Raw genomic sequence first — 25220 nt, 5'->3', positions numbered from 1 at the left:
AACTCACATGCGCACAATGAAAGAGAGAAGTAAAAAAGATTCACTTATTCAATTTTGGCAAAATCATTCAGAGGCAATAGCAGCGCTTGGTTATAATTTAATCTTGGCTATTGTTATTTGGGTGGCAAGCTCACTTATTGCAAAAGCAGTGTGCAAAGCGATTCAAGACACTAACTCTAAGTTGAATAAAGTTGACGCGACCCTGATACCAATATTTTCAACCGTAGCCAGTTACGCGGTTTATGTCATTGGTGGTGTATTTATTTTAGACATCATTGGGGTAAATACCGCGAGTCTTATCGCTCTAGTTGGTGCCGCAGGGCTAGCAGTTGGTCTTGCGCTTAAGGATACGCTTAGCAACATCGCGGCTGGAATCATGCTATTGATACTTCGACCGTTTAAATCTGGTGATTTTATTGAGTTTGGTTCAACTCAAGGTACAGTTAAAGAGATAAACTTATTCATTACAGTGCTTGAAACCATCGATGGTTTGTATATTGCCTCATTTAAAAACTAAATATATAAATGCATTGTGACTCATCGTTTTAATAGATTTTGGTGATTAAAAATGATTAATTTTTAACGTATTTTGCCCTCGCCTGATGCAACTTTTTATAGCTGTCGATCAAGCGCAAATGACGATCTAAGCCCTCAAGTTGCATATTGGTTTCGGTCAATCCGTAAAATTTCACTGTGCCATTGACTGAACCTAAGACTGCATCCATGCGTTCATCACCAAACATACGGCGGAAATTCAGTTCAAAATCGGCGATGTCCATCTCATCACCGAGCATCACTTCGAGCACCACATCCATACATTGATAGAATAAACCACGCTCGACCGTATTGGTATTGTATTGCAAGAAGGTTTCCACCAATTCTTTAGCTTCTTCAAATTCTTCCAATGCAAGATAAATCAATAGCTTTAACTCAAGAATGGTGAGCTGTCCCCACACGGTATTGTCATCAAATTCAATGCCGATTAGCGTGGTAATATCAGTATAATCATCAACTTCCACGTCTTCTAAGCGTTCAACCAATGCTTGCAATTGCTCATCATCTAGGCGATGCAGATTGAGAATATCTTCACGGAAAGCCAAGGCTTTATTGGTATTGTCCCAAATCAAATCTTCGACCAAATACACTTCGGAATAATCAGGCACGATGATACGACAAGCCGTTGCGCCAAGATGCTCATAGACTGCCATATACGACTCTTTGCCCATGTCTTCGAGAATTGCAAATAGCGTTTCCGCTTCTTGCACATTGCTGTGCGTCCCATTGGCGGTAAAATCCCATTCAACAAAAACATAATCAGACTTTGCACTAAAGAATCGCCACGACACCACACCGCTCGAATCAATAAAATGCTCAACAAAATTATTCGGCTCAGTCACTGCATTTGTACTGAAGGTCGGGCGAGGTAAATCATTCAAACCTTCAAAACTCCGTCCTTGTAACAGCTCGGTCAGACTACGCTCTAATGCAACTTCGAGCTTTGGATGCGCACCAAAAGAAGCAAACACGCCACCAGTACGTGGATTCATCAAAGTCACACACATCACAGGGAACTGACCGCCGAGCGACGCATCTTTGACTAAGACAGGAAAGCCCTGCTCCTCTAACCCTTTGATTCCGGCAACAATACTTGGATACTTGTCTAAAACATCTTGTGGCACATCAGGTAAGGTGATTTCATTCTCGATTATTTCACGTTTGACTGCACGCTCAAAAATCTCTGAAAGACACTGCACTTGTGCTTCGGCTAAGGTATTGCCCGCACTCATGCCATTACTGAGATATAAGTTTTCAATCAAATTGGATGGGAAATACACCGTTTCACCATCAGACTTGCGTACAAATGGTAAGGAACAAATGCCACGTGCCATATTGCCTGAGTTGGTATCGAATAGATGTGAACCACGAAGTTCATTGTCAGGATCATAAATTTCTAGGCAATATTCATCGAGAATCTCAGGTGGCAAAGCATCATCTTTACTTGGTTGAAACCATTTTTCATCGGGATAATGCACGAATTCAGCGTTGGCAATCTCTTCACCCCAAAACTGATCGTTGTAAAAGAAATTACAATTGAGTCGTTCAATAAATTCGCCCAAAGCCGATGCGAGCGCACTTTCCTTAGTCGCACCTTTACCATTGGTAAAGCACATCGGCGACTGCGCATCCCGAATATGCAATGACCAAACATTCGGCACGATATTACGCCATGAAGCAATCTCGATCTTCATGCCCAAATTCGCCAAAATACTCGACATATTGGCAATGGTTTGCTCAAGCGGTAGGTCTTTGCCTTCAATAAAAGTTTGACTGTCCGAAGTCAGGCTCGGCATTAATAATGCCTGTGCATCGGCATCAATGCTTTCCACTTCTTCAATAATAAATTCAGGTCCAGTCTGAATGACTTTTTTCACCGTACAACGGTCAATCGAACGTAAAATTCCTTGACGATCTTTGTCGGAAATATCTGCTGGCAGTTCAACTTGGATTTTAAAAATTTGTTTGTAGCGATTTTCAGGATCGACGATATTGTTTTGTGACAAGCGAATATTATCCGTTGGAATATCACGAGCCGCACAATAGACTTTGACAAAATAAGCTGCGCAAAGTGCTGAAGATGCAAGGAAATAGTCAAAAGGTCCTGGCGCAGAGCCATCGCCTTTGTAGCGGATCGGTTGATCTGCAATCACACTAAAATCATCGAACTTGGCTTCTTGGCGAAGATTGTCGAGATAATTGACTTTGATTTCCATGTTTTGAGTACCCAAAATTTTGCTGATTAACGATGAACTAGGTGAGCGGTGTTGACTAAATTATTGATTTCTATTTTTACGCCTTTAACTGCTCCGCAGCCACTTCAGCAAAATAAGTCAAAATCCCATCTGCACCTGCACGGCGACAGCACATCAATGATTCTAGGATCACGCTCTCGGACAACCAACCATTTTGAATTGCCGCCATGTGCATGGCATATTCGCCACTCACTTGATATACAAAAGTCGGCACACCAAATGTATTTTTTACCTCACGTACCACATCCAAATACGGCATACCGGGTTTGACCATCACCATATCTGCACCCTCTTGAATATCTAATGCCACTTCATGCAAAGCTTCTACTCGATTGGCAAAGTCCATTTGGTAGTTATATTTATTGGCACCTTTAAGGTTACTCGCAGAACCCACCGCATCACGAAATGGTCCATAGTAACTCGACGCATATTTTGCCGAGTATGCCATGATATTGGTATAAATATGCCCATTTTGTTCTAAAGCCTGACGAATTGCACCGATACGCCCGTCCATCATATCACTTGGCGCGATTACATCACTGCCTGCTTCGGCATGGCTTAGCGCTTGTTTGATGAGACATTCGACCGTTTCATCATTCAGCACATAGCCTGTGTCATCAATGATGCCATCCTGCCCATGCGTGGTATACGGATCAAGTGCGCCATCAGTGATCAGCAACATCTCAGGGAGTTCTTTTTTCAGTAAACGACAGGTTGTTTGCACCAAACCATCTTCGCGCCAAGCTGATTCTGCAGTGATCGATTTATCATCTTGTGGTGTGACTGGGAATAAAGCGAGTTTTGAAACGCCAAGATTGAGTAATTTTTCCGCTTTTTTAAGCAGTAAATCGGCAGAAAGACGCTGAATCTTCGGCATGCTGGCGATGTCTTGTGCTTGATTTTGACCCGGTAAAACGAATACTGGGTAGATCAGATGGTCTGCGGTCAATTGCGTTTCGCTGACCATGTCACGTAAGCGGTCATTTTTGCGGATTCGGCGCATACGAGTCGCAGGAAATCCAGGTCGATTGAACGTATAAGTCATTACAAAGCTCTTCTGATCTATTACTATACGGACGTTATTGTACGCCTTTGCGATCATTGCTCGCAAAGTATTTGCTTTATTTTATGTGAGTTTAAGTATGCTTAATGATCAACAACAACAATGGACTGGTCATATCACTGCTGAAAATCAGAGTGATATTAATATGATCTTAGAGCAACTCTGTATAGCTTTTAACAGCTCACCGTTTTATACCCACAACAATCTCAAGATGCGTGTCGTTGATGGGCAAATTGAAGGTTATGTTGAGATGGCGGCGCACTTAATTGGTAATGTGAAATTCCAAATTTTGCATGGTGGCGTGTCTGCAACCATTCTCGATAGTATGGGCGGAGTAGTTGCAATGAGCGAATTATACCGTCGTAGCACTCCTGAAACTTTTGAAGAAACGACTAAGAAAGTTGGAAAATTGGCTACTTTGGACTTGCGTGTAGATTATCTTGCACCGGGTCGTGGAAAGTACTTTATTGCCAAAGCACAAGTGGTGCGCCTCGGTCGTAAAAGCTGTCTGATGCGTATGGATTTGCATAATGATCAAGGCATACACATTGCCACAGGTACAGCATCTTATGTGTATTGATTTCCTATTATTTTGATAGAAATGGCGACAATTGTTCGCCATTTTTTACATCTAATTTTAACGCTAAGCTAAGCCAAATGCGCAGGAAAGCTAATCAACTGCTCTAGTCGCATTCGTTGCATCGCAATCATCAGTAAACGGTCAATACCGAGTGCAATCCCTGAACAGGCTGGCATAAAATCCAGTGCAGCAAGTAGTCGATCATCAATTGGCATCGCTTCTAAACCTTGTGCAAGCCGAGCTTGATTATCTGCTTCAAAACGCTGACGAAGTGCATTGGCATCACTGAGCTCATCGTAGCCATTAGCAAGTTCCAAACCCTCGATATACACCTCAAAACGTGCAGCGACTTGCTCGCCATCGTCATCAGTTCTGATCTTGGCAAGTGATGCCATCTCAGGTGGAAAATCAGTGAGAAAAACAGGTGTATCAAAGCCTAAACTTGGCTCCACCATATGCGAAAACAGCAAATCCATATAGGCTAAACGATCATCGCCAAGTCGTACATCTAAACCAACTCGCTTTGCGCATTGTTTTAACTCCTCACAACTGGCTTGCAACGGATTGATGTCCAAACGATCTAGGAAAGCATGCTTATAGCTGATCAACATCGGACGTACTTCATCGAAACGATCTTGCAGACAAATATTTAATAAATCCGTGGTTTCATACATCAAATCTTTCAGATCAAAATCAGGACGATACCACTCCAACATGGTAAATTCGCTATTGTGCTTTCGACCATGTTCATCATCACGAAACACTTTGCAAATTTGATAAATCGCCCCACTACCACTGGCAAGCAAACGCTTCATGGCGAACTCTGGCGAGGTATGCAGATAATGCGTTGCTTTTGTCCCATTGACATGACGTAAGGCTTGCACTGATGCGAGATGTACATCAGTCGTCCCTGCTTGGGATAATAATGGCGTTTCAACTTCAAGCACATTACGCTCAGCAAAAAATGAGCGAATTCGTTGATATAGCTCGGCACGTGCTTGTAACGCTTCCAGATCGCAGGTCATTTTAAAAGTTGTTTCAGTCAATTTGTCATTCTCAAAAGCATGATTGTTTATATAAACTCTGCGCCAAAGGCAGACCATTCACGGCGTAGCGGATAATTTTTTCTGAGATCATCAAAAGCTTTCTGCTGAATTGCACCATCTTTTAAACATGCACGTAAGGCTTGATCATCACGGCTAATATCATAAATTGTTGTGAGATTTTGCATAAGTTGTGTTTTAAAATTAGCCTCTTCATTTGGCGCTAAAAGTGGTTCACAAGTATCAAGTAATGGTACAAAATCTTTATCTGCTAATTTATCGAAAATTTGACAAAACGACTGATAAATCATTTGTGTGCCTCTCGCCTTACCCTCAAGGCTATAGCCTGCAATATGCGGTGTTGCCAGTGTCAAAGCATTTAACAATTCTGCGAAAATTTGCGGTTCATGTTCAAAGACATCAAGCACCACTTGACGCTTATTCTTCTCAATATCAGTAAGTAATGCTTTTTCCTCAACCACCGAGCCACGTGCACTATTGATCAAGATCGCATCGGATTTCATTTGACTGAAAGTGCTTTCATTAAACAAATGATGCGTGGCATGTTCTACTGACACGTCAGTTTTTTTGGTTAAAGGCACATGGATCGAAATTGCATCGGATTGATTGAGCAAAGTTTGAAATTCAACTTGTTCCACTTGATCATGAAGTACAAACGGATCATAGCCAATCACCCGCCAATTCAAAAACTTCGCCAAAGCCACCAGTCGTGTCCCAACATTCCCTAGACCGACCACACCCAAGCAAAAAGACTGCCCTGCATCAATCAACTCAGGTCGAAGCGTGAGCAATGCCGTCACTACATATTCCGCCACAGCTTGGGCATTACAGCCTGCGGCGTTCGCCCATGGAATGTGATTATTTTCTAAAGCCGGAATATCAAGATGATCTGTACCGATGGTGGCACTGCCGACAAATTTTATAGGCGTATTTTTGATGAGATCAGCGTTGACCTTAGTCACGGAACGCACTAGAAGCGCATCGCAGTCTTTCAGATCATCGTTAGAAATGGTGCGCCCTGCCAAATTTTGGATTTCTCCAAACTCTGAAAAAAAATAATCGGTAAACGCTAGATTTTCATCTGCGACAATTTTCATAACATTGATCCAAAAACAATTTTCAAAAGAACACGGAAATAGTCTAAATATTCACCAATAGACTAAATACCACGCCAATCCACTCTGGCATTGCGCTCCTGATCATAAATACGCTGTACATATTGTCCAAGTGGGATTTGAAGTAAATAATGCTGAAATGCCATCACTTCAGGCGCTATCTCACTGTGTTGCTCACGCTCCCACGGCGTGCCCTCAATCATCATCAAGGGCGCAATCATGCTACACACCGCAATGTCTGCAAGTGTAAGTCGATCTGCCACCATATATTTCCCGCCATTATCGACAAGAATCTGATTAAACTGTTCAACCATTGCATCAATTTTCCGCTTTGATTCAACTGCGGTATCGCCTGTAATATGATGATAGCTATTAATGGCAAATTTTATCGTTGGGCGAGCCAATGCTTTGAGATCACGAAGCCAGCCTCGTTCACCAAGTATGACTTCAATCGCCGAATTATGCTCAAATTGCAAAATAAAATAAAATAACCAACGCCTTACATGGATACCGAAAACCTGACTTAAGGCATCAATTTCTAAAATCCGCTCTCGTAGCTCAGGCTCACTGCGAATCAAGGCATGTTCAGGATAATAGCAATCTAAATAATCAGCAATTTTACTCGAATCAGCGATCCACTTTTTATCATCTTTAAGTACAGGTAAATGCTTGCTTTGCGTATGGTGTTGTGTGGTTAAGCGATGTAAACCTGGTGTCAAATTCTTTGCCACATAATCCAACTCTTTATGATCGAGCAACCAACGTGCTTTCTCACAAAACAGTGACAAAGGAAATTGATACAAAATACGCATGTACACTCCGATTGATTATTTTTCTCAGTGATATAAATTGTGTTTTACGCCATAAGGGATGAAGCCTTTCCACAAGGCATATTAAACTGAATCGCTAAGTTGCGCAAAAACCTATTACACACCATTTGCCTTTTATGATTCTGCATAAACTATTTATCATCTAAGCGTATCTAAGAATAAGCTCAAGCAACCTCCATGCTATCAACTGAAAATCAATTTTTGAAGTCGTTTAATGACTGACTTAGATTGGAAATTGCTGTATCATGTGGCGCAGTATAAATAGAGCATTTGAGTAGATTTTATGGGCTTTAATTGTGGTATTGTCGGCTTGCCAAACGTGGGGAAATCCACCTTATTTAACGCATTGACCAAAGCAGCCATCGCCGCTGAAAACTTTCCATTTTGTACCATCGAACCAAATACAGGCGTCGTGCCTGTACCTGATGATCGCATGGATAAACTCTCAGCTATCGTCAAACCGCAACGTGAAATCCCAACTTCAATGGAATTCGTCGATATCGCAGGACTAGTTGCAGGTGCGTCGAAAGGTGAAGGTTTAGGTAATCAATTCCTTGCCAATATCCGTGAAACCGATGCAATTGCCCATGTGGTACGTTGTTTTGAAGACGAAAACGTCATTCATGTGAATGGAAAAATTGATCCTCTTGATGATATTGCAACGATCAATACCGAACTTGCCCTAGCTGATTTAGAAACCGTATCGAAAGCAATTACTCGCCTGACCAAAACAGCTAAAGGCGGTGATAAAGAAGCGATTGCAACTAAAGCGGTACTTGAGAAAATACAACCATTACTCGATGACGGTCGCCCTGCTCGTGCCGCAGATTTGTCTGATGATGAGCGTAAACTGATTAAAGGTTTTGGTTTACTGACTTTAAAACCAACCATGTATATCGCCAATGTGGCTGAAGATGGTTTTGAAAATAATCCATATTTGGACTCAGTGCGTGAACTTGCTGAATCTGAAAATGCGGTTGTTGTCGCACTGTGTAATCAGATCGAAGCAGAAATTTCACTACTTGAAGAAGATGAGCGTGCAGAGTTTCTTGAAGCGATGGGCATGGAAGAACCGGGATTGAATCGTGTGATTCGTGCGGGTTATGCACTACTTGGTTTGCAAACCTACTTTACCGCTGGTGTGCAAGAAGTGCGTGCATGGACGGTGAAAATTGGCGCTTCTGCCCCGCAAGCTGCTGGCGTGATCCATACCGACTTTGAAAAAGGCTTTATCCGTGCCGAAGTAATCGCCTATGACGACTACATTCAATACAATGGCGAGTCTGGTGCCAAAGAAGCAGGAAAATGGCGCTTGGAAGGCAAAACCTACATCGTACAAGATGGCGATGTGATGCATTTCCGTTTTAATGTTTAAGTAAATTTTGCTTTAAACTGAGATATTAATCACATTTATCAAGATTGATATGGCTTTTTTTATCAAATCGTATATTATTTGGCTTCGAAACGGTTAAACGTTTCGGATGCCATTTTATGAGGATTTAAAAATGAATAAACTATTGATCGCTTTAGGCTTAGCGTCTGCTGTTGCTTTCGTTGGCTGTGCAAAAAAAGAAGAAGCTGCTGAAACTGCAACTGAACAACACGCTGAAGATGCTGCTGCACATGCTGGCGCTGCTGTAGAAGCTGCTGGTGATGCTACTGTTGCTGCAACTGAGGACTTGGCTACAGATGCTGCTGTTGCAACTGACGAAGCTGGTAATGCAATCGGTGAAGCTGCTGACGCAACTGCAACTGCAGCTGGCGAAGCGGCTGATGCAACTGTTGACGCTGCAAAAGATGCAACTGCTGCTGTTGCTGGTGCAGTTGAATCTGGTGCTGCTGATGTGAAAGAAGCTGCTCAAAACTAATTTTGACGCACTACTTCAAGAAAAAACCATGCTTCTGCATGGTTTTTTTATTGCTTAGATTAGCAAGTGATCTAACTTAACTTGTTCACGATACGTAGAGGCAGGACTTTCATCGCCAAACCAAGTGGCAACCACGGCCATTTTGGTACATAGGCTTTGACTGGTTCACTTTCGATGGTTTTCACCAAGATTTTACAGCCAGTTTTTTCATCCACTTCAAACGGTAATTTCTTCGCCCCTTCGTTTAGCTCAGTGCGAATATAACCTGGGAAAATGGTCGATACTTTGATCGGTGTATCGATAAGTTCGGCACGAATTCCTTCGGCAAGGTGCGCAACTGCAGCCTTACTTGCGGCATAAGTCGACAAATGTTTTGGCAAGCCACGTACTGCACTCATCGAGGAAATCATCACCAAATGCCCTGCATCTTGTGCACGGAAAATTTCTACCGCAGCTTCGCTCTGGGCAAGCGCTGAGATAAAGTTGGTTTCTGCTGTGGCACGGTTAATGGCAAAGTTGCCCTTGCCAATACGACGACCTTCACCAACACCCGCATTGACGATGATTCGATCAATACGCCCAAATTCTGCCTGAAAGGCTTTAAATACGGTAAACACATCATCATAGTGTGTGACATCCAAAGTTTTGGCGATGACTTTGATGCCGAATTGGCTTTCGAGCTCTTGTTTTAGTGCATCTAAGCGCTCTTGACGGCGTGCGCAGATCGCAAGGTTATAGCCTTTTTTGGCGAATTCACGTGCCATACCTGCGCCAAGTCCTGAGCTTGCACCTGTGATTAAAATTGTTTTTGCCATAATCCGATCCTTTAATTTCAATGATTTTCTTTAAAAATATTCAATTAAATCCATGTCAGTAAATCTGCATTTTCAGCCTTGATAAAGTGATGTTCGTTTAAGCTGAGCAGCTGTCGATCGTTGCCTTTTAAACGAATAGTGGTGATCGAGGTGTTGGCAATCGACCAATTCAGCTGAAAAATGCTTTTCGCATCCAGTCCAAGTAGATGTCCGACAATGGTGGAAATCACCCCACCTGAGCTAAACACCACCGAGTAACGAGGTTGTTGCTCTGCCAAATCCGCACATAAGGCATCAAATGCCCCATTTACCCGAGTGGAAAATGCCGTCCAAGATTCGTCATATTCATGATCAAATTCATTGCCAATCCAGCGCTCAATCGCCTGATCAAAGATGCTTGCCAGATACGCCCGTGGATTTTTCTCTTGTAAAATCGCCAGTTTCAGCTCATCAGGTTTGTTGAAGCGATCATCAAATTTGGCAAAGACTTGCTGATGATGAAATTCATTCCAAGCTTGATCACTTTTCAAGGCAAGCTCAGGAAAACTTTCCGCCAAGGCAAGCTGTGCAGTCTGTTGATGACGTTGCATCGTGCCTGCATAGACATAAGGCGGTTCTTTTAAAACTTTGGCAAGATAACGCCCCAGCAAAGTCGCTTGTTGCTCGCCCTTGTTTGAAAGCTGATCATAATTGGCGGCACCAAATGAGGCTTGTCCATGTCGAATCAGATAAATCGTGGTCATACTTTTACTACCTTTATATCCGCTACACTCATTTATTGCCTGATTTATTTACTGATTCGCTGTAAAATTTGCTTGCCAATCGGATGATTTGCCATTTTTTGTTTAGCGATCAATTTTAAAGCACGTAAATGTATCGCATTGATGACAATCCAAAGATTTTTAAAAGCAGGATTATCGGTTTGCTTGTGGTAATATCGATAATAAATCTGCTGTGCAATCCCTGCTAAGCGGAATAAACCAAACACTTCGTAAAATGCCCAATTCTCAGGTGCTAGACCAGTTTTTTGCAGATAATAATCGACCACTTGCTGACGGCTAAACATACCTTTGCGGTTGGTCGGCTGACGGCGTGTGGCTTTAAAGATTTTATTGTCACCTTCTTCCACCCAATACGCCAATGCTGAACCCAAATCCATCAGCGGATCGCCAAGTGTTGCCATTTCCCAGTCCAATACACCGATCACTTCGGTCGGCTGTTGTGGGTCAAGAATGACATTATCAAAACGCCAATCGTTATGAATCACGCAGGTCTTGGTATCAACAGGAATATTTGCCAAGAGCCATTTACGCACATAGTTAAATGACGGAACATTCTTGGTGCGGGCTTTGGCATAGCGTTTATCCCAACCCTCGACTTGACGACGACAGTAGCCATCGCCTTTGCCCAGTTGTTCTAAGGCGGTGTCTTGATACGGCACTTGGTGCAATTCGATCAATTTATCTAATACATTGATGCAGAGCTGGCGCACATCAGCTTCAGTGTAATCAATTTCTTTGGGCAAATTGGCACGAGGAATAATGCCCTCGATGCGCTTCATCACATAGAAATCACAGCCAATCACCGCCCCATCCTGACACAGCGCCACCATCTCAGGAAGTACTGGATAGAACGGTTTGAGATTATTTTGCACATGATACTCACGTGCCATATCATGCGCTGATTTGGCTTTGGTGCCTTTTGGTGGGCGACGTAGAATCAAATCCACATTGTCGTATTTCAGGCGATAAGTCCAGTTGGATGCGCCGCCAGAATATTGCGTGACTTGCACTTGACCTTGCAGATCAACCTGTTGATTTTTAAGCCATGATTCTACTGCTTGTATATCAAGTTCTTCACCATTTCGGACATTGCCACCAATATCGATGATTGCCATGAAATTATCCTTTATCAACTGCTTTATTTTCCAATTGTGCGCTTTTTCATTTCGCCATTTACATCAACAACTTACATTGTTTAACGGCGAGACGCATAGCCTCGTTTCATCAATTCCAATTTGGCAATCATGCCTTTATGCACTTCATCTGGTCCATCTGCAAGACGTAATGCACGTGCCTGTGCGTAAAACGCTGTCAGCGGTGTATCTTTGGATACGCCTGCACCGCCATGAATTTGAATCGCCATATCCACCACATTTTGCAGGACTGTTGGCGCAACCACTTTAATCGCAGAGATTTCTGTCAGCGCTGCCATATTGCCCATTTTATCCATCTTATAGGCTGCGTATAAGGTCAGCAAGCGGGCTTGATCAATCGCAACACGTGCTTCTGCAACACGCTCTAGATTACCACCCAACTTTAATAATTCTTTACCAAAGGCTTTACGTGACATACCACGATCAATCATCAGCTCCAAAGACTTTTCCGCCGCACCGATACAACGCATGCAGTGATGAATACGTCCTGGTCCTAGACGACCTTGCGCAATCTCAAAACCTTGCCCTGCACCGCCGATAAAGTTCGCCACAGGCACACGTACATTATCGAAGCTCACCTCACCATGACCATGCGGTGCATCGTAGTCGCCAAATACAGGCAACATGCGTTCAATCTTCACGCCTTGCGTATCTGCAGGAACTAAGACCATGGAATGTTGATGATGACGATCTTTGGACTCATCAGGCGTATGCGCCATAAAAATGATGACTTTTGCATTTGGATCACCCAGACCTGACGACCACCATTTGCGACCATTCAGCACAATTTCGTCCCCTTCGATCACCGCAGTGGCTTGCATATTGGTGGCATCACTCGATGCGACATCAGGCTCAGTCATACAAAATACCGAACGAATCTCACCTGCCAGTAAAGGCTTGAGCCATTGTTCTTGTTGCGCTTCACTGCCGTAACGCCAAAGCACTTCCATATTGCCACTATCAGGCGCATTACAGTTAAATACGGTTGGCGCAATCAAACTGCGTCCTGAGCGCTCAGCGATATGCGCATATTCCTGTACCGATAGTCCTGCACCAAAAGTCGCATCAGGCAAGAACATATTCCACAGTCCGGCGGCTTTGGCTTTGGCTTTTAAGGTTTCAAGCATCGCTGGCCACTGCCATTTCGTCCAATCGCCATCGACATTCAAACGGTGCACTTCATGCCAAAAATCGGTCTCAACTGGCTCGATTTCATCTTTGATAAATTGCTCTGTACGTTGGATATAGTTTTTGGCGCGATCAGAGAGCTCATACATGGTGGAAATCCTTTGCGAATTTGTATTATCTATTGCGATAGCATACGCAAATTATTATTATGAATGAAATGATTTAATTGACACAAAGATTATGAAAGATATTCATAGTGAAAATTTCGGTGGGGCAGAAAACTTAAATACTAACCATCTAAACATCCAAACTTTAGACATTAGCCAGTTTCATCGTGTTGATATTAACTTGTATCCTTTGTTTATTGCCATTTTTGAGCAAAAAAGTATTTCTAAAGCAGCACTCATTCTCTGCATTAGCCAGTCTGCGGTGAGCCATGCCCTGCAACGTCTACGGCAACAGCTTGGTGATGAGTTATTTATCCGAGCTGGACACAAGATGCTGGCAACGCCATTTGCTGAGCAAATCTATACACCAATCAAACAGGCGTTGTTGACCATTCAAAATATTGCCGCTTCGCAAAATACTTTTGATCCCAAAGCGATTCACAGTTTAAAAATTGCTGTACATGATGAAATTGAACCGATCATCTTTCCGAAGTTGCTCGCTCATTTCCGCAGTCTGGATTTAAATATTCAATTTCTAAGCGCAAAACTTGATCGCAAAACCATGTTTAGTGATCTCAGTATTCAGCAAGCGGATTTTGTCATTGACCTGAAACAGCATTGTCCAAGCAATATCCACTATCAATCCTTGATTGAAGATCATTTTGTGGTCTGTAGTCAGCAGAAAAATGTCAACAAAACCATCTATCTGAATGCACCACATATCGGCGTGTCATCCCGCCGTACTGGGCAATTGGTGGAAGATATTGATCTGAATCGTCAGCAACTCTCTCGGCAGATTCTACTGCGTTGCCAACACTATTCCACGGCATTGCAAGTCTTGGCACAGCATCCTGAAGCAATGCTGACTATCCCCAAGTTAATTTTACAAAATTTGCATTATGCGGACAGCATTCACGTACATGAATTACCGATTGCGTTACCTAAAATCGACATTGGCATGTATTGGTATCAAGATTTGGCACACAATCCACGACATCAATTCCTTCGTGCGGAAATCTTAAAACTGGCACAATTGATTTAATCAGAAATGTTTCAAGCAAAAAAATAGCCTTAAACATATTGCTCAAGGCTGTCTTAATGGTTATTCGAAAGTAAATTAACCGTATTGCTTGTCCAAATATTTTACAATCTGCCGAGATTCAAACATCTCCACATCTGTATTTGGATCAATCAAAAATGGCACTTGCATTTTGCCCTGCATATTTGTGATTTCACGAGCACGCTTGCCATCAGCAAGCGGTTCATATTTGCCAGGTTTAAGACGTGCCGTTGCAGGCCCTTGATCTTGCCAACGCTCTTTTGGCACGCTATGCAATTTATAGGGAATCTCAAGCTCAGTTAGCTTGGCACGGACAATTCGTGAAAATGGACTGGCTTCAAAGCTCCACAATTCTAACAACTGCTCAGGCGCTTCACGATTGACATTATTTGCATTCGCCGTCATGCCATCAAAGCTATTCACTGCAACAGCGATACCACCAACCAAGGATACAGGTGGAAGCAATTGATAACTCAAAGGCACTTTACCCCTGTGACTATAATGGGTAAATAAATGCGCAATAATCGTTTTGGATTCATACAGTAGATCACCAGTATTCTCATCAATCAAAAATGGAAATTGCGCCTGCCCACCCAACGCCTGCACCATCGGACGAAAACGTGTGCCATTTTTTGGACATGGATAAATTTCCACATCGAGATTGAGCCGAGTAATCACGTCACGGACACGCCGACAATATGGACACGCCTCAAACTCATAGAGCTTTAATGGCTTCTCAGGTTGCTTAGGAAAAGCTGTGCCCATCACACCCCGAGGTAAAGTGACAAGTGTTGATGCTAAGGCTTGATAAACCTTAGTCCGATGACGTTTTCCAGTATTGTTTTTCATGATGATGTAACCCTATTCAATCCATGATTTTTGCAAATAAATGTGTTAAACCAATGCTTCTTTGGCAACCACAATACCATTATTATCAGCATAGATATAATCATCTTGGGCAATCGTCACACCGCCAAATGATAAAGTTAAACCTGTTTCACCCACGCCTTTACGGGTACTTTTTTGCGGAATACATGCCAATGCCTGCACACCTAAATCCAACTCAGCAATCGCATCAACATCACGCACACAGCCGTATATAATCACACCATTCCAGTGATTTTTCACCGCTGACTCTGCGATCATGTCGCCCATCAACGCACAGCGCATCGACGCACCACCATCAACAACTAACACTTTGCCAGTGCCGTCCGTTGCCAACAGCTCTTTGACCCGTGAATTGTCTTCAAAGCATTTCACCGTAACCACTTGACCGCCAAAGGTTTTGCGTGCACCAAAGCTACGGAAAAATTTGCCATCTATCGAGGGATAAACCACTTGTAAGTCTTTATCTTCATTATCATCCAAGAGATCACACGTCACAAAAGCAACACTCATTTTTTAACTCCAGTCATTGTCAGTATTTTTTAATGCGTTAGTTATACCATTGCAGTATGAATTTGCAAATTTCTGATCGGTCACAAACCGTTCTCGTTCTGAAAAAACAAAACGACACAGCATGTCGTTAATGAATTTTTGCCACTTTCTTCAGGCAGTCTATTCGGCTAGTTTCAATATCAAATGCAATATATGAACAAAATCGAAAATTTAGGTATCAAAAATTTGAGTATCAAAGATTAAAACTGGAATAAGATGGAACAACTCAATCCAAGCGACTTAAAAGCCATTCTGCACTCCAAACGTGCTAATCTGTACTACCTCGAATACTGTCGTGTCATGCAAAAAGACGGTCGGGTACTCTATCTCACCGAAGAAAAAAATCAAAATCAATATTGGAATATTCCCATCGCTAATACCACCGTGATTTTGCTTGGTACTGGTACTTCGATCACCAATGCAGCCATGCGTATGCTCTGTAGTGCAGGCGTATTGGTCGGCTTCTGCGGTGGTGGTGGGACGCCATTATTTTCAGGTGCAGAGATTGAGTGGCTTACCCCACAAAGTGAATATCGCCCAACCGAATATGTACAAGGTTGGTTGTCTTTTTGGTTCGATGAGGCGAAACGACTTGAAGTCGCCAAAGCCTTCCAACTTGCCCGACTGGATTATATCCAACAAGTTTGGGCGAAAGATCGTGACCTCCGTACCGAAGGCTTTCATTTGGATGATCAAGACATTCAAAATGCCTTACAAAGCTATCGCAACAAAATTCCACGTATGACTAAAGTGGCAGATTTACTGCTTGCCGAAGCGCAGACCACCAAACAACTGTATAAAATCGCTGCCACACGTTGCCAAATGTCTTTTGAGCGTAATCCCGAACAAGGTGATCTTGCCAATGACTTTCTTAATCATGGCAATTATCTCGCTTATGGGCTCGCCGCAACCACACTGTGGGTGCTCGGTATTCCGCATGGCTTTGCAGTGATGCACGGCAAAACTCGTCGTGGCGCATTGGTCTTCGATGTTGCGGATTTGGTCAAAGATGCTGTGGTGCTCCCCTACGCCTTTCTCTGTGCCAAAGAAGGTATGAAAGAACAAGAATTCCGCCAGCAAATCCTACAGAAATTTACCGAGCATAAATGCTTAGACTTTATGTTTGATCAAGTCAAAGCACAATCGCTCAACACATTCTCTAACGAAGTGCATGACTGATGATCGTGACCTTGATTAGCCAATGTGAAAAGAAAGCCTTGGCACGCACTCGACGTGTGCTCGATGCCTTTGCTGATCGGATTGGTGATAATACGTGGCAGACCGTGATCACCGAAGATGGCTTGCTTGCGCTGAAAAAACTGCTCCGCCAGACCGCTACTAAAAATACTTCCGTGTCCTGTCACTGGATCCGTGGGCGACGGCGTAGTGAATTGCTGTGGGTGGTGGGCAATCGCAGTAAATTTAATCATGAAGGTGTAGTGCCTGTGAATGAGACACAAAAAGATGTTCTTATGGATGTAATAACGATGAAAGCGAAACAAGATGAAGTCTATGCAAATACACACTTACAGCCACTTGCAGAGCATTTATTTGCCGTGGGGTATGTGGCATCTCAACTTTTCCATCGCACGATTGGCAACGAAGAATTCAAAAGTCTAGAACACGCCACATTCCTAGCGGGTTGTTTACACGACCTCGGGAAAATAGATATTGCCTTTCAAGAATGGGTTCGTAATCCCAAAAATAAAGACTATATTGCTGACGATGGGCAGCATATAGATACGAAAAAAGGAAAAAATCATCATTTCGAGGATAATCCGACACATAATGAATTATCACTTTTACTATTCCATTTCTTTGATAGCCTACGTGACTCAAAAATATCAGGCAGAAATAAGCAATATATTCGTCATGCGATTTTTTGGCATCATGCACGCCCTTACCGTAAAGAAGATAAATTTGAAAATGTAGAAAATATTTACAATATTTATAAAAGTGTTTTATCTGAAGAGGATTTTCAAAATTTTTTCAAAAAATCAATTCAACTACTCCATCAAGTAAATGCGATATTTAAACGATACGCCAATTCAGAAATAAATTTAATTGAAAGCTTAGAATGGTCATCTGACAATGAAAGTTTGCATGATGACTTGCTGTACAAAGATAAAAGCTACCCGCAGTTTAAATACTATGATTTAGCAAAAAGCAAATTTTCAGACATTCAAAATAGTGTGCAATCTAGTGCCGAAGCCAATTTGATCCGAGCATGTGTGATCAGTGCTGACCGTATTGTTTCCAAACAATCTGCGATTGATCTTTGTGAGTTCATCCAAGAACAACGCTTAGATGAATTGCTAGATAATCAGGAGCTCAGCTCTAATCTTGTGTCACACATTGAAAATGCTTTAACGAAATTTCCTGATAGCGAGCGTAGCCAAAGACAAGCTGAAGTAGCAAAACAACTCGCTGATTTAAAATATGTTGCGGTACTTGCGGGAGCTGCTGGCTGTGGTAAAACCAAAATCGCTTTGGAATGGGCAAAACTAGGCAATGCGCAAAAAATTATTTGGGTTTGCCCTCGTGTACAAGTCTGTCAGGGAATTTTTGAAGAATTATCTCAATCTTATTTGCCTGATGCCAATATTGAGCTATTTACAGGCGAGTTTAAATTTACCAACGCATGGGACAAGATCACCGCAGAAGATGACTATTTTTCAGGGGATGTCGTTGTCACCACCATTGATCAAATTTTAGGTGCAATCACGACACATAGCAATGTCAATAGCTTGATTCCGTTTATTGATGCACATGTGGTGTTTGATGAATATCATGAATATATCAACATGGATATTTTTAATTTGCTTTTTGCGGAGCTAGTTGCCAATAAAAATATGCGTAAAAATTATGACAAACGTGTGTTATTGGTTTCAGCTACGCCACATTATCGTTATCTCAAAGAAGTATTGACGATTGATATTGATCACGATGTGATTGAAATGCCCTCTTTTAATCAAAGCCAATATCAAATCCAATTTACTGATTATGAGGAAAATGACATTGCCTCAAATCCGTTTTATCGTGCGTATCGTGATAAAACTTTTGTGATTAGCAATACAGCAAAAACTGCACAGCTTGGATTTTTAACACAGAAAGATCATGAAAATAGTATTTTGTTTCACTCTAAGTTTAAACGCAGTGATAAAAAATCGTTATTTAGTGAAGTCTATGAATCTTTTAAACAACAAGGTAGCCAGCAATATGATGTACTACGTAGTGGTCCAATTGTTCAAGCCTCTTTAAATATCAGCTGTGATTTTATGCTCAGTGAAATGAGTAGTGCAGAAAATATATTACAACGATTAGGACGACTCGATCGTTTTGGTCAAAACACTGAAGTGAATACCTTAAATATTGCGATCACGGAAAGCATCAAAAATGGCAAACAAACAGGTGCATCTGCAATGTTTTTAGCCAAATTGAATAGTTTACAATCTGCGAAAGCATGGTACAGTTTTCTTACAGAACGATTAGACAACAAAGTATTTCAATTGCCTGAATTATATCAAGTCTATAAAGATTTCTATAATTCAAGTTATACAGATAAAGAGATTCAGCAAGATTTAGAAAGTGCAATTAAAAGTAGTATCACATTGCTCAGTGCAAAAGTCACTGAACCCGTCAAAGTGTATAAAATCAAAACTGATGTGAAGAAAATGAAGATTAGCAAAAACTCATTACGTGGGGACAACCGATTTATTCAACTTGCCAAAATTAATTTGAATGATCCAAAACAGCCAGTATTTCTCAATGAATATGCTTATCAACCACCACTGGATGATCGTGGTGAATTTGACAATTTAACCGAATCTACGCCATTGATCCGCGAGTTGGGGCTGATGCAGTTTATAGCGCAAAAGCATGGCAATATTGACCCAACACACCCTGTCAAAGGTATACCAGAAAAGAAAATGACAACACGGCAAAAAGTGCTAGAAAGCTATGCACGAGACGCAGAATATCCACTGTATCTCAGTTATATCGAAGATGACCTCAATAAGGTTGGTGGAACAAGCATTCGTCACAATGCTGCAATCTACTATGCCGTCTGCGACCAACAAGCGATTGGTTCAATCTCAATCGAAGACATTCTTAAATTCAACAACAGCAACGAAAGAGGACAATAACAGGTCTAAAGTAACAGGTATTAAAAGTGTCGATTTTAAAATTACAGCTTATGGTTATGGCGTCGTCAACTGGAATGGTAATGTACGGATACGCCATGAAGGTATGATTGAAGATGCCACAAATCACAATATTCCGAAATTAAGAGGATATTCAAATTTAACAGGTGAAAAATCAGAAAAAGGTTTTCTTTATAAAAAAGATCCAAGAGAAATTGATTTTGAAAAGCATCAACTATACATCAGTCAAAATTGTATTCGACATCACCTGTTCAAAGATCAAACATATGATGTAAGCAATGCAAAAGATAAACCAATGGTGGATTTGCTTGCATCAATAACAGGACTTGTGCGTGGTTATGTTATTCCTCAGGGAGAACAGTTTAAACGGACAAGTGCTTTGTTAATTACCGACTTTGTGGATCAATTAAAAAATGGTAATTATGAACAAATGGGGCGTGCTGGATCTAAAGAAAAGGAACTTAATAAAAAAGGTGAAATGTCTAGTAATACTATTTTTTCAAAGATAACTTTTGGCGATACTCAATATGAAGCATACGGTTCAATTAGTATTGAGCAATTACAGTTTATCTCATTGAGTAAAGATTTTGACCGAGCTGCCATGATAATTGACAATAAGGACAATACGGGTGAAAAAATAGCACTACATATACAAAACTTTATCAAAAGTCTTGACCCTACGAGAGAGCCAAAAGCTATTTTTAATGCTCAATATGCAAGAATAGGTTCAATCTATAAAGATTTTGAGGCAGGGATTCTACTAGATAATGTTGCAATAGACATTTTGGTTAAAGAAATTCTAAATATGATTTCTGAACTTAGCATTAAGCAAGCGAAAGGTTATATGTATGTAGACGAAGTCGAGATTGATTATAATGATAGCAATAAGATGATGAGAATTAAGCAACCAAGATTTGCAAGCCAAACCAATAGTAACCCTCAAAATGAGTATGCAGTTTACTATGAAATTGTCTAAGGGGGCATGAGATGCGAATTACTATTGAATATGACTCCTCATGGCGAAACTCTTTTTTATCTGAGTCCAAAAATGAAGAGGATTTACAAAGAGAATTTATTGCAACAACTAAACAGCTAGAAAAAAACTTTTATCAAAAGGAGGTTTCCCATAATACAGTTATGGGCATTTTAAATCGTTTAATTGGCGAACAAAAGAAGTTAGCCAAAGCACGAAAACGACTGGATTATTTTTTCAAAGACTTGGAAAGTCAAATTACTTTCACTGACCGAAATGATCGAAGTTATGAAATAATTTATTTGCGAAATCTTAAAAAAAATAGTGTTGATCCTAAAGCTTTTTCAGGAATTGTAAAAGCATCAGATTTAGCATTCACTTCGGACTACTCTCTTAACTTGTGGGGTGTCCTTTTCTTAGAAATAGATGAAATCTACCAATTAATTGTAAATAACAAAACAATTGATTTTTCGAGGTTTTCAAACAAAATTCATCCTATTGATATTAAAAATAGATTGGCTAGTTTGAGTGGATCAATTTCTATTGAAGGAGAGATTTATGAGTTATTACAAGAATATCAACAAAAGAGAAATGGTTTTGACTGCCCTGAATCAGGACAAAAAATTAATATATCAAACATTTATTCACTTTTAATTTATTGGCAATTAGATGAGTTGAGTAAAACTTATGATATTAGTTCTGTTTTATCTCCTCAAGGAAAGCTGACTGGCATAGCATTATCAGGAATTTTTACAGAAAAAGACTTTATGGCGCGATACTCAACAGGTGGAAACAAGAAGTCTTGGGGCTCACCATACATTAACCCATCAAGAAAAAATCTTGAAATTCAAGATAAAATGTTAACTAAAGCTAATCGCGGAATATTAGAAATCAATCTCAATATTTCCAAAGATCAAGCCCGAGACCTTGAAGAAAAGATTGAAAATGCGGGTGTCTCTGCATTTTATTTGGGCAAAAAAGGACTCGCATACGTCAAGGACATTCGCTAGAGGTACAGATGAACTACTATATCGAAATCACACTGATCGAAAATCCTGACAAATCGCTATATCAGCTATGGACTGATCTTTATACCCAACTCCACCTCGCCTTTGTCGAGCAAAAGGACGATACAGAACAGATCACCTACGGCGTATCTTTTCCGCAGTATCGTCTGCATGAAAAAAAAGAGCTTGGACATTTGGGCAGTAAAATCCGCATCTTTGCCAATAGTCCTGCAGAACTGGAAAATCTCAATTTGCAAAAATGGTTAGATCGACTCGAAGACTATGTGCATGTCACTCGACCTCGAGATGTTCCGAAGGACAAAATTACAGGTTATGCAAACTACAACCGCATTAGACCGCTCAAGAATAAGCAGACTCGTATATTGCATCAAGCAAAGCATCGCAATATTTCTGTGGAAGAATCGGCGAAGTATTTTGAACAGTTTACTGAACGTAAGCGTGGCGAGCCTTTTATCCAGTTAAAAAGTTAAAGTAGCAGTGATATAGATCAGCCGAAAAATGAGTTTAACTTGTACATTTCTAAGCAAAATGTAGAAGCTGAGCATCTCGGGAAATTTGGAACTTATGGACTAAGTCAAAATTCAACTGTTCCCGAGTTTTGACCCAATATTTTTTCGACTCTTTAACAACTTAATAAAATCAATAAGTTATAACATGTGCTAAAAACTTTGGGTATTTCATACTTTTTAGGGTTAAAGCACTGTTATGGCTTATTTTTTTGTGATAAATTTATAGTTCTCCATCGCACAGATGGCTTAGAAAGACAAGCAACGAATGCAACAAATTCGAGATATGTTCTCCATCGCACAGATGGCTTAGAAATTGATGATTTCAATCGGCTTTTGCTTTGTGAGGTTCTCCATCGCACAGATGGCTTAGAAATATATAAAGCCAACAAATAGGGGAATTGGGTGGTTCTCCATCGCACAGATGGCTTAGAAAAACAGTTTTTTAAGAATTGCCGTGTTGCTTCAGTTCTCCATCGCACAGATGGCTTAGAAATTTAAGGTTCTTGGGTCTTTAAAAATCTTAGCGTTCTCCATCGCACAGATGGCTTAGAAAATTTTAACAGTTACACACCAGTCGGCACGGATGTTCTCCATCGCACAGATGGCTTAGAAAATTGGGGGTTTAAATGCTAGTTAAACCTAAAAGTTCTCCATCGCACAGATGGCTTAGAAAAATTGCACCCATCGGGTCATCGCCTGACAATGGTTCTCCATCGCACAGATGGCTTAGAAAAATAGCTTGCTTGAACAGCAATTAATGGGTGGGTTCTCCATCGCACAGATGGCTTAGAAAATGCTTACGGACGGTTTTACGTGCCTCTGATCGTTCTCCATCGCACAGATGGCTTAGAAAAAATTCCGTTTTGCTTCTATTCTGTCCATAGAGTTCTCCATCGCACAGATGGCTTAGAAAGTTCAGCACGATGTGATACACACTATCCCAGCGTTCTCCATCGCACAGATGGCTTAGAAATGAATTGATTTTGTATCACTTGGGGAAAAACCGTTCTCCATCGCACAGATGGCTTAGAAAACATATACGGCAATTGTCCGCTTGTATCTCCTGTTCTCCATCGCACAGATGGCTTAGAAATAGCACATCCTTAAATTGCGATGGCGTGGTTGGTTCTCCATCGCACAGATGGCTTAGAAAATTCAAGATTTGTCAAAACTTCTCGTTCTGTTGTTCTCCATCGCACAGATGGCTTAGAAAAACCACTACCTGATCAACCAACACACCATTTTTGTTCTCCATCGCACAGATGGCTTAGAAAATCGAAAGGTATCTTCTGAGAAACATCCACGTGTTCTCCATCGCACAGATGGCTTAGAAAATATGTTGACCAAGTTGATAAACGAGTATAGTGTTCTCCATCGCACAGATGGCTTAGAAAGTGACAAGTCGCACCACCAAACTCGCTATCCAGTTCTCCATCGCACAGATGGCTTAGAAATTACTCCGTTTCCAAGCATAATCAGGCATGTCGTTCTCCATCGCACAGATGGCTTAGAAAGTTGGCGCATTACGCTCGCATTCTCGATGAGAGTTCTCCATCGCACAGATGGCTTAGAAATACGGAAGAATAGGTAATTATCTTTGGGTAAGAGTTCTTCATCGCACAGATGGCTTAGAAAAAAAAGTTCTGTTAAGTGCATCACTTGCTGTAGTTCTCCATCGCACAGATGGCTTAGAAATGTGAGTATTGATGATGACGATTTTCTTGCTAGTTCTCCATCGCACAGATGGCTTAGAAATTGATCAATGCCGTCTTTTATGCCGTCAAGTTGTTCTCCATCGCACAGATGGCTTAGAAAACAGTTACAAGGCGAGCATACAAATCACCTGTGTTCTCCATCGCACAGATGGCTTAGAAAAAAAGGTTCTGTTTAGTGCATCACTTGCTGTATGTTCTCCATCGCACAGATGGCTTAGAAAAAGCTCTGTCTGCTTGACTTCGCCTAAACCTTGTTCTCCATCGCACAGATGGCTTAGAAAAAAAAGTTCTATTGAGTGCGTCACCTGCTGTAGTTCTCCATCGCACAGATGGCTTAGAAAATTAACAGTGAAATCGTGGCGAACCTAATCCAGTTCTCCATCGCACAGATGGCTTAGAAAAAACCGAAAAAACCAAAGTCACGAAATCGGCGGTTCTCCATCGCACAGATGGCTTAGAAAATTTGCGTCAATGCCGTCTTTGATTCCGTCGAGTTCTCCATCGCACAGATGGCTTAGAAATTTCTTAGATACCACTTAGCACGCTCAGAACCGTTCTCCATCGCACAGATGGCTTAGAAAACAAGGTTCTATTACTACATCCCTTTACGGTTGTTCTCCATCGCACAGATGGCTTAGAAATTTCAAGCTAAAAGCTGTATCACATGAGATAAGTTCTCCATCGCACAGATGGCTTAGAAAATGCAGTCCACGCAGTCCCATTAAATACCCGCGTTCTCCATCGCACAGATGGCTTAGAAAGTGCAATGAATTGAGTTTCATAGTCTTGTTGGGTTCTCCATCGCACAGATGGCTTAGAAAAAGCATGATCGGTATCAAGCATCTTGGCATGTGTTCTCCATCGCACAGATGGCTTAGAAAAATATGAATAGCCACCGATTTTGTAGACACCTTTTAGTTAGATAAAATGGCTAATTAACGAGGTGCTTATGAGCAGTA

General features: G+C 41.3%; 19 protein-coding genes, 3 pseudogenes and 1 CRISPR repeat array. Of the genes and pseudogenes, 10 read left to right on the top strand and 12 right to left on the bottom strand.

The window, feature by feature from the left end; genetic code table 11:
* Positions 1-7 precede the first annotated feature (7 nt).
* Positions 8-517, top strand: coding sequence for a mechanosensitive ion channel family protein (locus tag MKI79_RS10770; protein ID WP_241573393.1), 510 nt, complete (start codon positions 8-10; stop codon positions 515-517).
* 55 nt (positions 518-572) lie between these two features.
* Here MKI79_RS10770 and MKI79_RS10765 read toward each other — a convergent pair whose 3' ends face one another.
* The gene (locus MKI79_RS10765; RefSeq protein WP_241573388.1) at positions 573-2771 is read right to left on the bottom strand and encodes an OsmC domain/YcaO domain-containing protein; all 2199 of its coding nucleotides are present in this window, start codon (positions 2769-2771) and stop codon (positions 573-575) included.
* 76 nt (positions 2772-2847) lie between these two features.
* Positions 2848-3855, bottom strand: coding sequence for a porphobilinogen synthase (gene hemB, locus MKI79_RS10760; protein ID WP_241573385.1), 1008 nt, complete (start codon positions 3853-3855; stop codon positions 2848-2850).
* Positions 3856-3952: 97 nt separating this feature from the next.
* Between hemB and MKI79_RS10755 the strand changes: the two genes are divergently transcribed.
* Positions 3953-4453, top strand: coding sequence for a thioesterase family protein (locus MKI79_RS10755; RefSeq protein WP_241573383.1), 501 nt, complete (start codon positions 3953-3955; stop codon positions 4451-4453).
* A gap of 68 nt (positions 4454-4521) precedes the next feature.
* On the opposite strand, the gene epmA is transcribed toward MKI79_RS10755, so the two are convergent.
* From epmA to MKI79_RS10740, 3 genes are all read right to left on the bottom strand, one after another.
* Complete coding sequence (epmA, locus tag MKI79_RS10750) at positions 4522-5478, bottom strand: EF-P lysine aminoacylase EpmA (protein WP_241573413.1); 957 nt, start codon at positions 5476-5478, stop codon at positions 4522-4524.
* Positions 5479-5525: 47 nt separating this feature from the next.
* Positions 5526-6614, bottom strand: coding sequence for a 4-phosphoerythronate dehydrogenase (locus tag MKI79_RS10745; protein WP_241573380.1), 1089 nt, complete (start codon positions 6612-6614; stop codon positions 5526-5528).
* 62 nt (positions 6615-6676) lie between these two features.
* Positions 6677-7444 (bottom strand): glutathione S-transferase family protein, encoded by a 768-nt coding sequence (locus tag MKI79_RS10740; protein ID WP_241573377.1) that lies wholly within the window; start codon positions 7442-7444, stop codon positions 6677-6679.
* A gap of 301 nt (positions 7445-7745) precedes the next feature.
* On the opposite strand from MKI79_RS10740, the gene ychF reads away from it, so the two are divergent.
* The gene (gene ychF / locus MKI79_RS10735; protein ID WP_241573373.1) at positions 7746-8837 is read left to right on the top strand and encodes a redox-regulated ATPase YchF; all 1092 of its coding nucleotides are present in this window, start codon (positions 7746-7748) and stop codon (positions 8835-8837) included.
* A 130-nt stretch (positions 8838-8967) separates the two neighbouring features.
* Entirely contained in the window at positions 8968-9330 is a 363-nt protein-coding gene (locus MKI79_RS10730) for a hypothetical protein (protein WP_241573357.1), read from the top strand.
* Between the two features lie 71 nt (positions 9331-9401).
* Here MKI79_RS10730 and MKI79_RS10725 read toward each other — a convergent pair whose 3' ends face one another.
* The 4 genes from MKI79_RS10725 to MKI79_RS10710 all read right to left on the bottom strand — a co-directional run bounded on the left by MKI79_RS10725 (position 9402) and on the right by MKI79_RS10710 (position 13358).
* Positions 9402-10145, bottom strand: a complete 744-nt coding sequence (locus tag MKI79_RS10725; protein WP_241573354.1) for an SDR family oxidoreductase — start codon at positions 10143-10145, stop codon at positions 9402-9404.
* Positions 10146-10189: 44 nt separating this feature from the next.
* The gene (locus MKI79_RS10720; protein ID WP_241573352.1) at positions 10190-10888 is read right to left on the bottom strand and encodes a histidine phosphatase family protein; all 699 of its coding nucleotides are present in this window, start codon (positions 10886-10888) and stop codon (positions 10190-10192) included.
* A gap of 44 nt (positions 10889-10932) precedes the next feature.
* On the bottom strand, positions 10933-12042 hold the full coding sequence (locus tag MKI79_RS10715) for a phosphotransferase family protein (RefSeq protein ID WP_241573349.1): 1110 nt from the start codon (positions 12040-12042) through the stop codon (positions 10933-10935).
* 80 nt (positions 12043-12122) lie between these two features.
* Positions 12123-13358, bottom strand: a complete 1236-nt coding sequence (locus MKI79_RS10710; protein WP_241573347.1) for an acyl-CoA dehydrogenase family protein — start codon at positions 13356-13358, stop codon at positions 12123-12125.
* Positions 13359-13449: 91 nt separating this feature from the next.
* Here MKI79_RS10710 and MKI79_RS10705 point away from each other — a divergent pair, with 91 nt between their 5' ends.
* The gene (locus tag MKI79_RS10705) at positions 13450-14418 is read left to right on the top strand and encodes a LysR family transcriptional regulator (RefSeq protein ID WP_241573343.1); all 969 of its coding nucleotides are present in this window, start codon (positions 13450-13452) and stop codon (positions 14416-14418) included.
* Positions 14419-14493: 75 nt separating this feature from the next.
* Here MKI79_RS10705 and MKI79_RS11765 read toward each other — a convergent pair.
* The 3 genes and pseudogenes from MKI79_RS11765 to rraA form a co-directional block, all read right to left on the bottom strand.
* Positions 14494-14826, bottom strand: a pseudogene (locus tag MKI79_RS11765) (glutathione S-transferase N-terminal domain-containing protein); the annotation flags it as partial.
* 107 nt (positions 14827-14933) lie between these two features.
* Positions 14934-15285: pseudogene (locus MKI79_RS11760) on the bottom strand (glutathione S-transferase N-terminal domain-containing protein); the annotation flags it as partial.
* Between the two features lie 45 nt (positions 15286-15330).
* Positions 15331-15834, bottom strand: coding sequence for a ribonuclease E activity regulator RraA (rraA, locus tag MKI79_RS10695; protein WP_241573337.1), 504 nt, complete (start codon positions 15832-15834; stop codon positions 15331-15333).
* Between the two features lie 255 nt (positions 15835-16089).
* On the opposite strand from rraA, the gene cas1f reads away from it, so the two are divergent.
* From cas1f to cas6f, 5 genes and pseudogenes are all read left to right on the top strand, one after another.
* Entirely contained in the window at positions 16090-17052 is a 963-nt protein-coding gene (gene cas1f / locus MKI79_RS10690) for a type I-F CRISPR-associated endonuclease Cas1f (RefSeq protein WP_241573335.1), read from the top strand.
* Positions 17052-20018 carry a CRISPR-associated endonuclease Cas3'' gene (locus MKI79_RS10685; RefSeq protein ID WP_241573330.1) on the top strand — a complete coding sequence of 989 codons (2967 nt, stop codon included), beginning with the start codon at positions 17052-17054 and terminating at the stop codon, positions 20016-20018. Before cas1f ends, MKI79_RS10685 begins: the two co-directional genes overlap by 1 nt.
* The gene (gene cas7fv, locus MKI79_RS10680; protein WP_241573327.1) at positions 19918-21012 is read left to right on the top strand and encodes a type I-Fv CRISPR-associated protein Cas7fv; all 1095 of its coding nucleotides are present in this window, start codon (positions 19918-19920) and stop codon (positions 21010-21012) included. Before MKI79_RS10685 ends, cas7fv begins: the two co-directional genes overlap by 101 nt.
* A gap of 11 nt (positions 21013-21023) precedes the next feature.
* On the top strand, positions 21024-22019 hold the full coding sequence (cas5fv, locus tag MKI79_RS10675; protein WP_241573324.1) for a type I-Fv CRISPR-associated protein Cas5fv: 996 nt from the start codon (positions 21024-21026) through the stop codon (positions 22017-22019).
* An 8-nt stretch (positions 22020-22027) separates the two neighbouring features.
* Positions 22028-22639 (top strand): annotated as a pseudogene (gene cas6f, locus MKI79_RS10670) (type I-F CRISPR-associated endoribonuclease Cas6/Csy4).
* Between the two features lie 132 nt (positions 22640-22771).
* Positions 22772-25142: direct repeats of the CRISPR family, unit length 28 nt; unit sequence GTTCTCCATCGCACAGATGGCTTAGAAA.
* Positions 25143-25220 lie beyond the last annotated feature (78 nt).

This window comes from Acinetobacter sedimenti (assembly GCF_022601685.1).
Taxonomy (GTDB): domain Bacteria; phylum Pseudomonadota; class Gammaproteobacteria; order Pseudomonadales; family Moraxellaceae; genus Acinetobacter; species Acinetobacter sedimenti.
Note: the sequence above shows the minus strand (reverse complement) of the source record. Positions and strands in the feature narration are given on the sequence as shown.

Coding starts and splice junctions, on each gene's coding strand:
- MKI79_RS10745 (WP_241573380.1), bottom strand. CDS start 6,614: ATGAAAATTGTCGCAGATGAAAATCTAGCGTTTACCGATTATTTTTTT.
- rraA (WP_241573337.1), bottom strand. CDS start 15,834: ATGAGTGTTGCTTTTGTGACGTGTGATCTCTTGGATGATAATGAAGAT.
- epmA (WP_241573413.1), bottom strand. CDS start 5,478: ATGACCTGCGATCTGGAAGCGTTACAAGCACGTGCCGAGCTATATCAA.
- cas1f (WP_241573335.1), top strand. CDS start 16,090: ATGGAACAACTCAATCCAAGCGACTTAAAAGCCATTCTGCACTCCAAA.
- cas7fv (WP_241573327.1), top strand. CDS start 19,918: ATGCTGCAATCTACTATGCCGTCTGCGACCAACAAGCGATTGGTTCAA.
- ychF (WP_241573373.1), top strand. CDS start 7,746: ATGGGCTTTAATTGTGGTATTGTCGGCTTGCCAAACGTGGGGAAATCC.
- MKI79_RS10755 (WP_241573383.1), top strand. CDS start 3,953: ATGCTTAATGATCAACAACAACAATGGACTGGTCATATCACTGCTGAA.
- MKI79_RS10765 (WP_241573388.1), bottom strand. CDS start 2,771: ATGGAAATCAAAGTCAATTATCTCGACAATCTTCGCCAAGAAGCCAAG.
- cas5fv (WP_241573324.1), top strand. CDS start 21,024: ATGCGAATTACTATTGAATATGACTCCTCATGGCGAAACTCTTTTTTA.
- MKI79_RS10685 (WP_241573330.1), top strand. CDS start 17,052: ATGATCGTGACCTTGATTAGCCAATGTGAAAAGAAAGCCTTGGCACGC.
- MKI79_RS10740 (WP_241573377.1), bottom strand. CDS start 7,444: ATGCGTATTTTGTATCAATTTCCTTTGTCACTGTTTTGTGAGAAAGCA.
- MKI79_RS10710 (WP_241573347.1), bottom strand. CDS start 13,358: ATGTATGAGCTCTCTGATCGCGCCAAAAACTATATCCAACGTACAGAG.
- MKI79_RS10725 (WP_241573354.1), bottom strand. CDS start 10,145: ATGGCAAAAACAATTTTAATCACAGGTGCAAGCTCAGGACTTGGCGCA.
- MKI79_RS10720 (WP_241573352.1), bottom strand. CDS start 10,888: ATGACCACGATTTATCTGATTCGACATGGACAAGCCTCATTTGGTGCC.
- MKI79_RS10705 (WP_241573343.1), top strand. CDS start 13,450: ATGAAAGATATTCATAGTGAAAATTTCGGTGGGGCAGAAAACTTAAAT.
- MKI79_RS10715 (WP_241573349.1), bottom strand. CDS start 12,042: ATGGCAATCATCGATATTGGTGGCAATGTCCGAAATGGTGAAGAACTT.
- MKI79_RS10730 (WP_241573357.1), top strand. CDS start 8,968: ATGAATAAACTATTGATCGCTTTAGGCTTAGCGTCTGCTGTTGCTTTC.
- MKI79_RS10770 (WP_241573393.1), top strand. CDS start 8: ATGCGCACAATGAAAGAGAGAAGTAAAAAAGATTCACTTATTCAATTT.
- hemB (WP_241573385.1), bottom strand. CDS start 3,855: ATGACTTATACGTTCAATCGACCTGGATTTCCTGCGACTCGTATGCGC.